The organism is Burkholderia pyrrocinia (assembly GCF_022809715.1).
GTDB lineage: Bacteria > Pseudomonadota > Gammaproteobacteria > Burkholderiales > Burkholderiaceae > Burkholderia > Burkholderia pyrrocinia_C.
Map to the genome: position 1 here is coordinate 1962031 of NZ_CP094460.1, position 14733 is coordinate 1976763.

The 14733-nt window shown below is 69.4% G+C and carries 12 protein-coding genes; 8 read left to right on the top strand and 4 right to left on the bottom strand.

Annotation, left to right across the window (positions count from 1 at the left end):
- Window positions 1-226: 226 nt before the first annotated feature.
- Complete coding sequence (locus MRS60_RS25690) at window positions 227-670, top strand: PaaI family thioesterase (protein WP_034181638.1); 444 nt, start codon at window positions 227-229, stop codon at window positions 668-670.
- Window positions 671-737: 67 nt separating this feature from the next.
- Here the strand turns inward: MRS60_RS25690 and MRS60_RS25695 are convergent, their stop codons facing one another.
- Complete coding sequence (locus tag MRS60_RS25695) at window positions 738-1790, bottom strand: CaiB/BaiF CoA transferase family protein (RefSeq protein ID WP_034181822.1); 1053 nt, start codon at window positions 1788-1790, stop codon at window positions 738-740.
- 211 nt (window positions 1791-2001) lie between these two features.
- Window positions 2002-2766: an IclR family transcriptional regulator gene (locus MRS60_RS25700; RefSeq protein WP_034181637.1), complete on the bottom strand. Its 765-nt coding sequence runs from the start codon at window positions 2764-2766 to the stop codon at window positions 2002-2004.
- A 135-nt stretch (window positions 2767-2901) separates the two neighbouring features.
- Between MRS60_RS25700 and MRS60_RS25705 the strand changes: the two genes are divergently transcribed.
- The 7 genes from MRS60_RS25705 to MRS60_RS25735 all read left to right on the top strand — a co-directional run bounded on the left by MRS60_RS25705 (window position 2902) and on the right by MRS60_RS25735 (window position 10646).
- Window positions 2902-3684 carry a crotonase/enoyl-CoA hydratase family protein gene (locus MRS60_RS25705; RefSeq protein WP_034181636.1) on the top strand — a complete coding sequence of 261 codons (783 nt, stop codon included), beginning with the start codon at window positions 2902-2904 and terminating at the stop codon, window positions 3682-3684.
- Window positions 3685-3766: 82 nt separating this feature from the next.
- Complete coding sequence (locus MRS60_RS25710; protein WP_034181635.1) at window positions 3767-4987, top strand: CaiB/BaiF CoA transferase family protein; 1221 nt, start codon at window positions 3767-3769, stop codon at window positions 4985-4987.
- Window positions 4984-5784, top strand: a complete 801-nt coding sequence (locus MRS60_RS25715; RefSeq protein WP_243565799.1) for an enoyl-CoA hydratase/isomerase family protein — start codon at window positions 4984-4986, stop codon at window positions 5782-5784. Before MRS60_RS25710 ends, MRS60_RS25715 begins: the two co-directional genes overlap by 4 nt.
- Before the next feature lie 90 nt (window positions 5785-5874).
- Window positions 5875-6927 carry a porin gene (locus MRS60_RS25720; RefSeq protein ID WP_034181634.1) on the top strand — a complete coding sequence of 351 codons (1053 nt, stop codon included), beginning with the start codon at window positions 5875-5877 and terminating at the stop codon, window positions 6925-6927.
- Between the two features lie 10 nt (window positions 6928-6937).
- Complete coding sequence (locus MRS60_RS25725) at window positions 6938-8260, top strand: MFS transporter (RefSeq protein WP_243565800.1); 1323 nt, start codon at window positions 6938-6940, stop codon at window positions 8258-8260.
- Window positions 8261-8297: 37 nt separating this feature from the next.
- Window positions 8298-9452 (top strand): acyl-CoA dehydrogenase family protein, encoded by a 1155-nt coding sequence (locus MRS60_RS25730; RefSeq protein ID WP_105390556.1) that lies wholly within the window; start codon window positions 8298-8300, stop codon window positions 9450-9452.
- Window positions 9453-9707: 255 nt separating this feature from the next.
- On the top strand, window positions 9708-10646 hold the full coding sequence (locus MRS60_RS25735; protein WP_243565801.1) for an alpha/beta hydrolase: 939 nt from the start codon (window positions 9708-9710) through the stop codon (window positions 10644-10646).
- A gap of 58 nt (window positions 10647-10704) precedes the next feature.
- On the opposite strand, the gene prpF is transcribed toward MRS60_RS25735, so the two are convergent.
- Together prpF and acnD are read right to left on the bottom strand one after the other, a co-directional pair.
- Window positions 10705-11898, bottom strand: a complete 1194-nt coding sequence (prpF, locus tag MRS60_RS25740) for a 2-methylaconitate cis-trans isomerase PrpF (protein ID WP_105390635.1) — start codon at window positions 11896-11898, stop codon at window positions 10705-10707.
- A 194-nt stretch (window positions 11899-12092) separates the two neighbouring features.
- Window positions 12093-14687, bottom strand: coding sequence for a Fe/S-dependent 2-methylisocitrate dehydratase AcnD (gene acnD / locus MRS60_RS25745; protein ID WP_175749615.1), 2595 nt, complete (start codon window positions 14685-14687; stop codon window positions 12093-12095).
- Between the last annotated feature and the right edge of the window lie 46 nt (window positions 14688-14733).

The following is a 14733-nucleotide window of genomic DNA, read 5'->3' on the forward strand; positions in this document are numbered from 1 at the left end:
ACTCAGGTGCGGCCGGCGAGGTGCGGCCAGCAACGCGGGCCAGTGACGCGCTTCGCTCGCGCATTCCCGTCGAATCGCCCGCAAACAAGAACATCTCCTGCATTCGACGCAATAATCGCGTCACATCGCGCCGGCAATTGCAGGAATCGCGGACGAATTTCCTTGCTTATCCTCAGCCCCCTTCCTAGAGTTCAGCGCAAGCGGGCACTCATTTCGAGGGAAGGCGATGACCGACATCACGGACCACGCGCGCGGCGCATTGCGTGCGCAACCGTTCAGCATGCTGCTGGGCACGGAGCTGATGCATATCGGCGACAACGAGGTGTCGCTGTGCCTGCACGTGCGCGACGAGCTGCGGCAGCAGCACGGTTTCGTGCACGGCGGCGTCATCAGCTATCTCGCCGACAACGCGCTGACGTTCGCCGGCGCGCTCGTGCTCGGCCCGCGCGTGATCACGGCCGAATACAAGATCAACTACCTGCGGCCGGCCGTGAACGGCACGCTCGTCGCCCGCGCGAAGCTCGTCTACGCGGGCCGGCACCAGGCAACCTGCCAGTGTCATGTGTTCGTCATCGACGGCGATCACGAGCGGCTCGTCGCGATCGCGCAAGGCACGATCAACCGCGTCGGCGACGGCAAGATGCCGGATACGCCTGAAGAAACGGCCTGATGAAACCGCCTGAACACGGCCCGAGCGGTCGGCATCCGATACCGCGCAACGGCGCGCCTCCGCGCCGCTAACCCGCGTCGTCTGCCGTCAGCGGCAGAAACCGCGGCGCCACGCGCGCCCGCACGTTGCCGTTCTCGTCGGTCCGATAGATCCCGCGCGCCGCGTTGTGCGGATGCCGCGCCGCGTCGGCCACGCTCAATACCGGCGCGAAACACGCGTCGGTGCCTTCGAGCAGCGCGCGCCAGTGCGCGGACGGCTGCTGCGCAAACACGTCGGCGAAACGCGCCTTCAGCGCGGGCCAGCGCGCGCGGTCGTACTGCGACGCCGGATCGACGTCGGTCAGCCCGAGCCGTTCGACCAGCAGCGCATAGAACGGCGGCTCGAGCGCGCCGATCGTCACGCATTCGCCGTCCGCGCAGCGATACACGTCGTAGAACGGCGCGTCATGAAAGAGGCTCGGCTGCGCGCCGTCGAGCTGCCCGTTCGCACGCGCCCACAGCGCGAGCGAACCGAGCATCGACACGATGTCGACGATCGCGCCGTCGACCACGCGCCCCGGCCCGCCGCCGCGCACGTCGAACAGCGCGCAGACGATCCCGAACGCGAGCCCGAGCGCGCCGCCCGCATCGCCGACGACGGTCGGCGGCAGGCCCGGCCTACCGTCGTTCGGTGCCGATAGCGACAGCAGCCCCGTCAGCGCGACATAGTTCAGGTCGTGCCCGGCCGCGGCCGCGAGCGGGCCGTGCTGGCCCCAGCCGGTCATCCGCCCGTACACGAGCTTCGGGTTGCGGCGTGCGCAATCTTCGGGCCCGAGGCCGAGCCGCTCCATCACGCCGGGCCGCAGCCCCTCGATCAGCGCATCGGCCTGCGCGATCAGTTCGAGCGCGGCGTCGCGGCCGGCCGCCGCCTTCAAATCGAGCTCGACGATCGCCTTGCCTTCGCGCAGCAGGTCGCCGTCGCGGCCCCGCAGCGCGTCCGGCGCGCTCGTGCGGCCGGATGGGCGCGCGATCAGCGTGATCCGCGCACCCATCCCGGCGAGCATCCAGCCCGCGAGCGGGCCGGGGCCGAGACCTTCGAATTCGACGATATGGATGCCGGCAAGCGGCGCGTTCAATGGCATTGCGACCTCGCTGAAATGCAACCGGGACAGGGGCAAGGAAACGCATCGATTCTATGCGAATGCGTGCGACGGGCGCGGCACGAACGATGACCGGGCCGATACACGGGACCGACGTCCCGGCCGCATCGCCATCGCGCGCCCTCGATCGCCGTCAGGCACCGGCACGCGCCCGATGCCGGCAAGGCCCGGCGCGCGAGCAGGCCTCGCGCGGCTAGCCGGCCGCCTCGTCGGCGCGCTCGGCCAGCGCTTCCCGCATCGCCCGCACGATCGCGTCGCGATGCGCGTCGATCCGCTCGACAGGCCCGGCCACGCCCATCGCCAGCGGCAGACCGTTCCAGCCGTCCGCGATCACCATCGAGACCATCGCGGCGCCCTGCGTCACCGTATGCGCCGAATATGAATAGCCGTTCCGGCGCGTCTGCTCGACCTTGTCCAGCACGATGTCCTCGTCGATCGTCCTGCCCGACTTCCCGAACCGCCGGATGCTGCGCGCCACGAGCCGGCGGATCGTGCTGTCCGGCTGGATGCTCAGCAGCGCCCAGCCGAGGCTCGACATGCAGATCTCGCGGCGCGTGCCGATCGGCGCATAGAACTGGATCGGAATCCTATGGGAACCCGCGACCGCGTCGATGTACTGCACGTACAGATCGCTCTGCACCGCGATCACGACCGCCTCGTGCGTGCGGGCCGCCAGTCGCATCGCGACGGCGTGCCAGTGTCGCCGGCTGCCTGCCGCCGAATCGACGAGCGCTTCGCCGAGATTGACGAGCCGCGCGGTGGGCGCATAGGCATGCGTCGCGTCGTCGTACGCGAGATAGCCGAGCGCCTTCATGCTGGTCAGCAGCGCCGCCGCGCTCGACCCCGGATAGCCGCAGCGCGTGGCGATCTCGCGCACGCTCAGCGGCCGCTGCAATGTGCTGAAGAGTTCCAGCACCTCGAACACGCGCGCCGCGCTCTTGACCACGTTTCCGCTCATCCCGCCTCTCCGCACGCAACCGGGACGGGGCCTTCCACATATGTGGAATGGAATTTCCCGCCGCCAACCGTCGTGACGATACTAGGCTTCGACCCGCGGCGTGAAGTCCCGCGGCACAGAACTCACGGAGACACCATGGCAGCCTTTCTGATCCGCGAACGGCAGGGACCGATCCTGACCGTCACGATGAACCGTCCCGAAACCCGCAACGCCATTTCGGACACCGATGCGATCGACGCGCTGACCGAATGCTGCGACGACGCGAACCGCGACGAATCGATCCGCGTGCTGATCCTGACCGGCGCCGGCGCGGCGTTTTCGTCGGGCGGCAACGTGAAGACGATGCGCGCGTTCATCGAATCGGACCCGCACGATCTCGCGGCGATCCGGACGAGCTATCGCCGCGGCATACAGCGCGTGGCGCACGCGTTCCAGCAGCTCGAAGTGCCGGCCATCGCGGCGGTCAACGGCCCGGCCATCGGCGCCGGCACCGATCTCGCATGCATGTGCGACATCCGCATTGCCGCCGACAGCGCACGCTTCGCCGAGAGCTTCATCACGCTCGGCCTCGTGCCGGGCGACGGCGGCGCGTGGTTCCTGCCGCAGATCGTCGGCGCCGCCGTCGCCGCGGAAATGTCGTTCACGGGCGACGCGCTGGACGCACAGGCGGCGCTGCGCTGCGGGCTCGTGTCGCGCGTCGTTCCCGACGGCGACCTCCTCGCGCACGCGCACGAACTGGCCGGCCGCATCGCCCGCCACTCGGGCACCGCGTTGCGCCTGACCAAGCGGCTGCTGCGCGAAGGCCGGCACGCGAGCCTCGACACGCTGCTCGACCTGTCGGCCTCGTACCAGGCGTTCGCGCACGCCACACCCGAACATCGCGCGGCGGTGAACGCGCTGTTCGCCGCGCGCGGCTGAACCGGCGGCGCGTCGAACGCCGTGCGGCCGGCGCGTGCCGGCATGCCGGACCATCGAATCCCACATCGAAGGAAACATCGTCATGACCAGCAACAACGAAGGCGCGCTCGCGGGAGTGCGCGTGGTGGACCTGAGCCGCGTTTATGCGGGGCCGTTCTGCGCGCAGACGCTCGCGGACCACGGCGCGGACGTCATCAAGATCGAACCGCCGCAAGGCGACGAGACGCGCGACTGGGGGCCCGCGATGCCGGGCGGCATCTCCAGCTACTACTGGGGGCTCAACCGCAACAAGCGCAATCTCGCGCTCGACCTGTCGCATCCCGACGGACGCGACGTGCTGTTCCGCCTGCTCGAGACGGCCGACGTGCTGGTCGACAACTTCAAGCAGGGCACGCTCGAACGCTGGGGCATCGGATACGAGGACTGCCTGCGCGAACGCTTCCCGCGCCTCGTGCATTGTTCGATCTCCGGATACGGCACCGACGGCCCGCTCGCGCGGTTTCCGGGCTACGACGCCGTCGCGCAAGGGCTGGCCGGCTTCATGTCGATCAACGGCGAACCGGGCGGCATGCCGCTCAAGGTGCCGTTTCCGGTCGTCGATTTCGCGGCCGGCCTGAGCGCCGTGTCGAGCATCCTGCTCGCGCTGGTCGAACGGACGCGCTCCGGTCTCGGGCAGCACGTCGACATCGACCTGTTCAGCACCGCACTGTCGATGCTGCACCCGGTCAGCACGAGCTGGATGGCAACCGGTGACGTTCCCGTCGCGACCGGCAACGTGTATGGCGCGATCGCACCGTACGGCGTCTATCCGTGCAAGGACAAGCCGGTGGCGACGGGCGCCGGCAACAACCGCACGTTCGCGCGGCTCGTCGAAGCGCTCGGCGTGCCCGAGCTTGCGCGCGATCCGCGGTTCGCGACCAACGCGCAGCGCGTCGCGCATCGCGACGCGCTCGATACGCTGCTCGGGCAACTGACCGCCGAACTGAGCGCCGACGACGTCGTCGAACGGCTGCTGCACGCGGGCGTCGCGACGGGGCCGGTCAACACCGTGGCCGATGCATTCGGTCATCCGCAGGCGGCGCGCAACGCGATGTTCGTCAATACCGATGCGTACACCGGCGCGGGCATCCCGGCCAAACTCTCCCGCACACCCGGATCGATACGCCGGCCGCCCCGGCCGTTCGCCGCCGACACCGACGCCGTGCTCGATGCGTTCGGCATCGACGCGGCCCGTCGGGATGCGTTGCGGCAGGCGGGCGTGCTCCACGACACGCGCGCAACCGCGACCGGGAGCACGTCATGACCACGTCGAGCACGTTTTCTTCGCTGACGGACAACGACGCCCCGTCGATCCTGCGCAACGACGACGACGGCATCGCATGGTTGACGATCCATCGCCCGCACGTCGCCAACGCATTGTCCGCCGAAGCGATCCGGCGCCTGTGCGACGAACTGGTCACGCTCGACGACAACCCGGCGATTCGCGTCATCGTCATCCGCGGTGCCGGCGAACGCGCCTTCAGCGCGGGCATCGATCTCGGCGATCCCGAGATGCGCGGGATGCGGCCGATGCGCGGGCTCGCACGCAACGTGCACGAGCTGATCCTGGAGCTGCGCAAGCCGACCATCGCGGCCATCAACGGCTTCGCCGTCGGCGGCGGCTTTGAAATCGCGCTCGCCTGCGATCTGCGGATCGCCGCCGATCACGCGTATTTCGCGCTGCCCGAAGCGCGGGTCGGCATGGGCGCGAACTTCGCGAGCGTGCTGCTGCCGCGCATGCTGCCGCGCGCCGTCGCGATGGAGCTGCTGTTCACGGGCCGCCGCTTCGACGCGGACGAAGCGCAGCGCGCCGGGTTGCTGAACCGCGTCGTACCCGGCGCCGCGCTCGACGACACGGTGCGCGAACTGGCGCTGACGATCGCCGCGAACGCGCCGCTCACGATCCGCCGCATCAAGGAAACCGCGACACGCAGCCAGGGCTTGCCGGTTGCCGCGGCGCTGCGGCTGGACGTCGGCCCCGACGTCTATGCGAGCGAGGACCGGATCGAAGGCGCCCGCGCGTTTCTCGAGAAGCGCAAGCCGGTATTCAAGGGCCGCTGAGCCCGACGCGGCACAACGGGCGACACGACGCGCGCAACCGCTCCCAGAACGCGGGCGCGCCAAAAAAAAACATGGAACGGAGACACCTTCATGCAACGGAAAGCATTCCTGGTCGGCGCGTGCGTGCTTTGCGCGTCGCCGGCGCAAGCGTCGTCGGTCACGCTGTACGGGATCGTCGACAGCTACGTCGAATTCGATCGCATCGGCAGCCTGTCGAGCGTGCGGCAGAGCGGCGGCGGATCGGCGACCAGCCGCATCGGGCTGACGGGCGTCGAGGATCTCGGCGGCGGCACGTCGACGAAGTTCGTGCTGGAAAGCGGCTTCTCGCCTGCCGACGGATCGTTCCAGGGCGGCACGCTGTTCTACCGGCAGGCATACGTGTCGCTGCAGAGCACCCGCTACGGCGACCTCCGGCTCGGCCGGCAATACACGCCTGCGTTCTACGTCGTGTACGACGGCGATCCGTTCGGACTCAACGAGCGAATGTCGCCGCTCGCGCTGCTCGCGACGTCGACGGACACGATCACGAGCAACACGACGCCGCCGATTCCGCGCTTCAACCAGGCGGCGTCGTATCTCGGCCCCGACTGGAACGGCCTGCGCGTGATGGCCACGTACGGCTTTCCGACGCCGAACGCGCTGTCCACGCAGGCCGGACGCAACTATGGCGCCGGGCTTCAGTACCGGATCGGCGGGCTCTATCTCGGCGCGGGCTTCCAGGGCGACGTGTCGGCCGGCAACCTGTCGCCCGTCGTCTACCCGTCGACGACCCGCCATTACGTGTTCGCGGCCAACTACGCATTCGCGCGCGTCAAGCTGTACGCCGCGTTTCTCCATGGCGTCAGCACGGCGCCGAACCTGCCCGCGTTCTCGACCGCGAGCGTCGGCGCATCGATCAACGTCGGCGCGCTCGATCGCGTGCTCGTGTCGGTCGTGCGCCGCGACGTGAAAGGCTCGGCGAACGACGCGACCGCGCTCGGCGTCGGGTACGACCATCCGCTGTCGAAGCGGACTTCGCTCTACGCGCGCTATCTCTACCTGAAGAACGGCGGCAACGCACGCAACACGGTCGTCGCCGGCCTGCAGCCGCAACCGGGCGGCACCGAGCAGGTGTTCGCGCTCGGCATCGTTCACCGCTTCTGACGGAGTGCCCATGACCCAGACCCTTTCCACCCACCCGACCGCCGTCGAAGATGGCGCGACGCGGGCGCTCTACCGCCGGATCTCGCGCCGGCTGCTGCCGTTCCTGATCCTCTGCTACACGCTGTCGTTCATCGACCGGATCAACATCGGCTTCGCGCACGCGCAGATGGCCGCCGAACTGCACTTCTCCGACGCCGTCTACGGGCTCGGCGCGGGCATCTTCTTCATCGGCTACATGGCATTCGAGATTCCGAGCAACGCGTTGCTCGTGCGGATCGGCGCGCGCAGGACGATCGCACGAATCATGGTGCTGTGGGGGCTCGGCTCGGCCGCGACGATGTTCGTCACGACGCCCGCGCAGTTCTATGCGTGCCGGTTCCTGCTGGGCGTGTTCGAGGCCGGCTTCTTCCCCGGCATCCTGTTCTATCTCGGCGCGTGGTATCCGCCGAAGCAGCGCGCGAAGGCGTTCGCGCTCTTCATGACGGCGCTGTACCTCGCGGGGCTCATCGCCGGGCCCGTGTCGGGCGCGATCCTCACGTTCTTCGACGGCGCAGCCGGCCTGAGCGGCTGGCAATGGCTGTTCCTCGTGGAAGGGCTGCCGAGCAGCGCGATCGGCATCGTCGCGCTGCGGTTTCTCGACGACCGGCCGGACGACGCACGCTGGCTGTCGGATGCCGACAAGGCCGCACTGCGCGCCGCACACGCGCATGCCGAAGCCGGCACGCCGGATGCGGACACGGCGCGGCCGCTGCTCGCGCACCGCGATTTCTGGCTGCTGTGCGCGGCCAATTTTGCGATCGCGGCCGCCGGCTACGCGCTCGTGTTCTGGATGCCCGTGATCCTGCATCGCGGCGGCCTGCATGGCGCGATGCAGATCGGGCTGCTGTCCACGCTGCCCTACCTGTGCGGCATCGTCGGCATGCTCGGAATGGGCTGGCGCACCGAGCGCCGGCGCGAATGGCGCGGGCACGGCGCGGTCGCGATGCTCGCCTGCGCGGCGGCACTCGCCGGGCTGGCGAGCGTCGACGGCACGCCGCACCTGATGATCGCGCTCTGCATCGCGGTCGCCGCGCACGCTGCGGCGCTGCCCGCGTTCTGGGTGCTGCCGGGGCTCGCGCTGCCCAAGCGCTCGATGGCGGTCGCGATCGCGGCGATCACGATGTCCGGCGCGATCGGCGGGTTCGCGAGCCCGTTCCTGATGGGCGTGCTCAACACGGTCACCGGGTCGATGCGCGGCGGACTCTATTTCAACGCGGCGCTGCTCGCGGCCGGCTGCGTGGCGCTGCTCGGCACGCTGCGCGCGCGGGCGGCGCCGCTTCCAGCCGCGCGCTGACCGCGCCGGTTTCCTTCACTCACTCATTGATCCGCACATGAACTTCGAACTCGAACTCGAACACCGGATGATCAAGGACCTCGTCGCGCGCTTCGTGAACGACGAGCTGATTCCGCTCGAAACGGCCGTGATGGCGCGCGAGGCGGACGGCCAGCGCTTCGTGCTGCTCGCCGACGAGCGCGCGCGGCTCGACGAACGCTCGCGGCAGCTCGGCCTGTGGGGGCTCGATGCACCGCTCGACGCCGGCGGCTCGGACCTGTCGGCAGTCGCGATGGTCGGCGTGAACGAAGCGATCGGCACGACCGTGACGCCGTACGTGCTGCCGCCCGATTCACCGAACCTGAGGATGCTGTGCGACGCGGCCGACGACGCGCAGCGCGCCCGCTATCTCGACCCTTATGCGCGCGGCGTCACGCGCTCCGCGATGGCCATCTCCGAACCAGGTGCCGGCTCGGACCCGAGCACGCTGTCGACGACTGCCGAGCGCGACGGCGACGGCTGGGTGCTGAACGGGCGCAAGATCTGGATCAGCCACGCGAGCGAAGCCGACTGGACGATCGTGATGGCGCTGACGGACCGCAGCAAGGGCAAGCGCGGCGGCATCTCGGCCTTCATCGTCGAGCGCGATACGCCGGGCTTCATCATCGAGCGCCGGATTCCGATGATCGGCGGGCTGTCCACCTACGAGATCGTGCTGGAAAACTGCCGCCTTCCCGCCACGCAACTGCTCGGCCGCGAAGGCGAAGGCTTCGTGCCGATGCAGGGGCGGCTGTCGAACCGGCGGCTGGAGATGGCGGCCTGGTGCATCGGCCGCGCCGAGCGCGCGGTCGCGCTGCTGTGCGAATACGCGAAGCAGCGCACGACGTTCGGCGTGCTGCTCGCGGAGCGCCAGGCCGTCCAGTGGTGGGTGGCCGATGCGCTGACCCGCATCCACGCGTGCCGCCTGATGACCTATGAAGCGGCCGCACGGGTGGATGCAGGGCAGGATGCGCGCACGCAGATCTCGATGGTCAAGGTGTTCGCGACCGAAATGGCGTGGACCGTCATCGATCACGCGATGCAGACGCTCGGCGCGATGGGCATGACGAAGGAACTGCCGTTGCAGCAGATGGCGAGCGAAGCGCGGCTGATGCGCATCTTCGAGGGCCCGAGCGAGGTGCACCGCTGGGTCGTTGCACGCAGCGTGCTGTAGGCATCCGCGCCGCGCGGGCCGCGCACGACGCATCACGACGACGATGTCGCGCCGGTCGGCGCCACCGCGGGAACTTGCTCGTCGGCGGCAATGTCAGCCCACTGTCGTGCCGCACATCACATGCATCCGGCGGCACCGCCCGCCTGCTGCGGCCTGCCGGAAGGACATGATCGCGGCGGCATGCCGGCCCCCGAGCCCCGCTGCGGCGACGCCGGTTCGTCCGTTATCGCCGCCACCCAATCACGGAGCAACCGCTTGGACACCCTGCATCTCGTCGATCCCGAAATCCGCCCGCTGCTCGACGTGTGGCCGACCGTCACGCTCAGCGCCGACAACCTCGCGCAGGCGCGCGAGCGCGTGCTGCCGCTACCGCCGCCCGACTCGGCCGGCAGCACGCTCGAGCGCCGCGCCGTGCCCGGCCCCGCCGGCGCGCCGGACGTCCCGCTCCACATCTACACGCCCGACGACGCCGCGCGACCGCTCCCGGCGATCGTCCACATGCACGGCGGCGGCTACGTGCGCGGCGCGGCGAAGGACCTGGAGGCCATTCATCGCCAGGCAGTCAAACAGCTCGGCTGCGTGCTGATCTCGATCGACTACCGTCTCGCGCCGGAAACGGTGTTCCCCGGCGCGATCGAGGATTGCTACGCGGGCCTCGCGTGGACCTTCCGCCATGCCGAAACGCTCGGCATCGACCCGGCACGCATCGGCGTGACGGGCGAAAGCGCAGGCGGCGGGCTCGCCGCCGCGCTGGCGCTGCTGGCGCGCGACCGCGGCGAATACCTGCTCGCGTTCCAGCACCTGATCTACCCGATGCTCGACGACCGCACCTGTACGCGTATGCCGCATCCGCATGCCGGCGAGTTCGTCTGGCACGCGGCCAACAACCGGTTCGGCTGGACGTCGCTGCTCGGCCACGCGCCGGGCCTCGACGGCGTGTCGCCATATGCCGCCGCCGCGCGCGCGGAAAAGCTCGACGGCCTGCCGCCGACGTTCCTGTCGATCGGCTCGCTCGACCTGTTCCTCGAAGAAAACCTCGACTATGCGCGGCGGCTGCTCCGCGCCGGCGTGCCGACCGAACTGCACGTGCTCCCCGGCGGCGTGCACGGTTTCGACATCGTGCCCGACGCGCGACTCTCCGAAACGGCACGCCGCCTCAGCCACGACGCGCTGCGCCGCTTCCTGCACGGCTAGCCGAAACGACGCGGGCGGCCGCAGCCGCCCGCATTTCCACCGATACAACCGGCAACGATCAGAACGCGTCGCCCGGCACCCGCACCCAGCCTTCCATCAGCACGCGCGCGCTGCGGCTCATGATCGCCTTCGTGACGGTCCACTCGCCGTTCTCCTGCTGCTGCGCTTCCGCGCCGACGCGCAGCGTGCCCGACGGATGCCCGAAGCGCACCGCGTTGCGTTCGCCGCCGCCCGCCGCCAGATTCACGAGCGTGCCGGGGATCGCCGCGGCCGTGCCGATCGCGACCGCCGCCGTGCCCATCATCGCGTGATGCAGCTTGCCCATCGACATCGCGCGCACCAGCAGGTCGACGTCGCCCGCGTTCACGCGCTTGCCGCTCGATGCGACGTAGTCGGCGGGCTTCGCGACGAACGCGATCTTCGGCGTGTGCTGCCGCGTCGCGATTTCGTCGAGCGTATCGATCAGGCCCATGCGCAGCGCGCCGTGCGCGCGGATCGTCTCGAACTTCTCGAGCGCCTTCGCATCGCCGTTGATCGCGTCCTGCAGCTCGGTGCCCGTATAGCCGATCGCCTCCGCCTCGACGAAGATCGTCGGGATCCCCGCATTGATCATCGTCGCCTTCAGCGTGCCGACGCCCGGCACCGCGAGATCGTCGACGAGGTTGCCGGTCGGGAACATCGACCCGCCCGCCCCCTCTTCCTCGGCGGCCGGATCCATGAATTCGAGCTGCACTTCGGCGGCCGGGAACGTGACGCCGTCCAGCTCGAAGTCGCCCGTCTCCTGCACCGCGCCGTTCGTGACCGGCACGTGCGCGACGATCGTCTTGCCGATGTTCGCCTGCCAGATCCGCACGGTCGCGATGCCGTCGCGCGGCACGCGCGCGGGATCGACGAGCCCGCCGCTGATCGCGAACGGGCCGACCGCCGCCGACAGGTTGCCGCAGTTGCCGGTCCAGTCGACGAACGCCTTGTCGATCGCGACCTGCCCGAACAGGTAGTCGACGTCGTGGCCGGGGCGCGTGCTCTTCGACACGATCACCGTCTTGCTGGTGGACGACGTCGCGCCGCCCATCCCGTCGATCTGCTTGCCGTACGGATCGGGGCTGCCGATCACGCGCAGCAGCAGCGCGTCGCGCGCGGCGCCAGGCGCCTGCGCCGCGTCGGGCAGGTCCTGCAGCCGGAAGAACACGCCCTTGCTGGTGCCGCCGCGGATATAGGTCGCGGGAATCCTGATTTGAGGAATGTGAGCCATGTCCGTTTTATCCCAGGTCGGCCGGAACCGGCGCGTCGGCGCCGCTTCCCGCCCGATGCTTCGCATGCCGAAGCCATGCGCAGCAAACCGAATCGGGCCGGCCGCGCGACCGGCGCCCCTGCGCCGCCGCGACAACCGGCCCCTTCGTTCCGCGCGCCGCCACGGCGCGCGAAACCGCCTTTACCGCCTTCCCGTCACGCCGCCTGCGACGATTCGAGGAAGTCCTGCGCGAAGCGCTGCAGCACGCCGCCGGCTTCGTAGATCGACACTTCCTCGGCCGTATCGAGCCGGCACGTCATCGGCACCCCGACACGCTCGCCGTTCTTGCGGTGAATCACCAGCGTCAGGTCGGCGCGCGGCTTGCGCTCGCCGATCACGTCGAAGGTCTCGGTGCCGTCGATGCCGAGCGTCGTCCGGTTCGTGCCGGGCTTGAACTCGAGCGGCAGCACGCCCATCCCGATCAGGTTGGTGCGGTGGATCCGCTCGAAGCCTTCGGCGGCGATCGCCTCGACGCCCGCGAGCCGCACGCCCTTCGCGGCCCAGTCGCGCGACGAGCCCTGGCCGTAGTCGGCGCCGGCGACGACGATCAGCGGCTGCTTGCGATTCATGTACGTCTCGATCGCTTCCCACATCCGCATGACCTTGCCTTCCGGCTCGACGCGCGCGAGCGAGCCCTTCTTCACCGCGCCGTCGACCACCGCCATCTCGTTGATCAGCGTCGGGTTCGCGAAGGTCGCGCGCTGTGCGGTCAGGTGGTCTCCCCGGTGCGTCGCGTACGAGTTGAAGTCTTCTTCGGGCAAGCCCATCTTCGCGAGGTATTCGCCGGCCGCGCTGTTCGCGAGGATCGCGTTCGACGGCGACAGGTGGTCGGTCGTGATGTTGTCGCCGAGCACCGCGAGCGGGCGCATGCCCTGCAGCGTGCGTTCGCCGGCCAGCGCGCCTTCCCAGTACGGCGGACGGCGGATGTACGTGCTCTGCGGCCGCCAGTCGTACAGCGGCGCCGCGCGCTCGCCCGCATCGGCGCTGCGCGCGAACATCGGCTCGTAGACCTTGCGGAACTGCTCGGGCTTCACGCTCGACGCGACGATCGCATCGATCTCCTCGTCGGTCGGCCAGATGTCCTTCAGCGTGACCGGCTTGCCGTCCTGGTCGTGGCCGAGCACGTCCTTCTCGATGTCGAAGCGGATCGTGCCGGCGATCGCATACGCGACGACGAGCGGCGGCGACGCGAGGAACGCCTGCTTCGCATACGGATGGATGCGGCCGTCGAAGTTGCGGTTGCCGGACAGCACGGCCGTCGCGTACAGGTCGCGATCGACGATCTCCTGCTGGATCTTCGGGTCGAGCGCGCCCGACATCCCGTTGCAGGTCGTGCACGCGAACGCGACGATGCCGAAGCCGAGCTTCTCGAGTTCCGGCAGCAGGTTCGCTTCTTCCAGATACAGCTCGACCGCCTTCGAGCCCGGCGCGAGCGAGCTCTTCACCCACGGCTTGCGCACGAGGCCGCGCGCGTTCGCGTTGCGTGCGAGCAGCGCCGCGGCAATCACGTTGCGCGGGTTGCTGGTGTTCGTGCAGCTCGTGATCGCGGCGATGATCACCGCGCCGTCGGGCATCTCGCCCGCCTTCTCTTCCCACTGGCCGGCGATCCCGCGCGCGGCGAGGTCCGACGTCGGCAGCCGCTTGTGCGGGTTCGACGGGCCGGCCATGTTGCGCACGACGCTCGACAGGTCGAACGTCAGCGTGCGCTCGTATTGCGCGTTGTCCAGCGTATCGGCCCACAGGCCCGCCGCCTTCGCATAGGTCTCGACGAGTTTCACCTGCTCGTCGCTGCGGCCGGTGAGGCGCAGGTAGTCGGTCGTCTGGCCGTCGATGAAGAACATCGCGGCCGTCGCGCCGTATTCGGGCGCCATGTTCGAGATCGTCGCGCGATCGCCGAGCGTGAGGCTCGCGGCTCCCGCACCGCGGAATTCCAGGTACGCGCCGACCACCTTTTCCTTGCGCAGGAACTCGGTCAGCGCGAGCACGATGTCGGTCGCGGTGATGCCGGGCTGGCGCTTGCCGGTCAGCTCGACGCCGACGATGTCGGGCAGGCGCATCCACGACGCGCGGCCAAGCATCACGTTCTCCGCTTCGAGACCGCCGACGCCGATCGCGATCACGCCGAGCGCGTCGACGTGCGGCGTGTGGCTGTCGGTGCCGACGCAGGTGTCCGGATACGCGACGCCATCCTGCGCCTGGATCACCGGCGACATCTTCTCGAGGTTGATCTGGTGCATGATGCCGTTGCCCGGCGGGATCACGTCGACGTTCTCGAACGCCTTCTTCGTCCACTCGATGAAGTGGAAGCGATCCTCGTTGCGGCGATCCTCGATCGCGCGGTTCTTCGCGAACGCGTCCGGATCGAAGCCGCCGCATTCGACGGCGAGCGAGTGGTCGACGATCAGCTGCACGGGCACGACCGGGTTCACCTTCGCCGGGTCGCCGCCGCCGTCCGCGATCGCGTCGCGCAGGCCGGCGAGATCGACGAGCGCCGTCTGCCCGAGGATGTCGTGGCACACGACGCGCGCCGGGAACCACGGGAAGTCGCGCTCGCGCTTGCGCTCGATGATCTGCTTCAGCGAATCGGCGAGGATTGCCGGATCGCAGCGGCGCACGAGGTTTTCGGCGAGCACGCGCGACGTGTACGGCAGCGTGTCGTAAGCGCCGGGCGCGATCGCTTCGACCGCGGCGCGCGCGTCGAAATAGTCCAGCGACGTGCCGGGCAGGGGTTTGCGGTTGGCGGTATTCATGATGTGGGGGAAAGCTGGGAATTCATGAGCGGGGGAAGCCGACCGG

Excerpts from the sequence above, each read along its gene's own strand:
- MRS60_RS25725 (WP_243565800.1), top strand. The coding sequence starts at position 6,938 with ATGACCCAGACCCTTTCCACCCACCCGACCGCCGTCGAAGATGGCGCG.
- MRS60_RS25695 (WP_034181822.1), bottom strand. The coding sequence starts at position 1,790 with ATGCCATTGAACGCGCCGCTTGCCGGCATCCATATCGTCGAATTCGAA.
- MRS60_RS25715 (WP_243565799.1), top strand. The coding sequence starts at position 4,984 with ATGACCACGTCGAGCACGTTTTCTTCGCTGACGGACAACGACGCCCCG.
- prpF (WP_105390635.1), bottom strand. The coding sequence starts at position 11,898 with ATGGCTCACATTCCTCAAATCAGGATTCCCGCGACCTATATCCGCGGC.
- MRS60_RS25720 (WP_034181634.1), top strand. The coding sequence starts at position 5,875 with ATGCAACGGAAAGCATTCCTGGTCGGCGCGTGCGTGCTTTGCGCGTCG.
- MRS60_RS25730 (WP_105390556.1), top strand. The coding sequence starts at position 8,298 with ATGAACTTCGAACTCGAACTCGAACACCGGATGATCAAGGACCTCGTC.
- MRS60_RS25710 (WP_034181635.1), top strand. The coding sequence starts at position 3,767 with ATGACCAGCAACAACGAAGGCGCGCTCGCGGGAGTGCGCGTGGTGGAC.
- MRS60_RS25690 (WP_034181638.1), top strand. The coding sequence starts at position 227 with ATGACCGACATCACGGACCACGCGCGCGGCGCATTGCGTGCGCAACCG.
- MRS60_RS25705 (WP_034181636.1), top strand. The coding sequence starts at position 2,902 with ATGGCAGCCTTTCTGATCCGCGAACGGCAGGGACCGATCCTGACCGTC.
- acnD (WP_175749615.1), bottom strand. The coding sequence starts at position 14,687 with ATGAATACCGCCAACCGCAAACCCCTGCCCGGCACGTCGCTGGACTAT.
- MRS60_RS25700 (WP_034181637.1), bottom strand. The coding sequence starts at position 2,766 with ATGAGCGGAAACGTGGTCAAGAGCGCGGCGCGCGTGTTCGAGGTGCTG.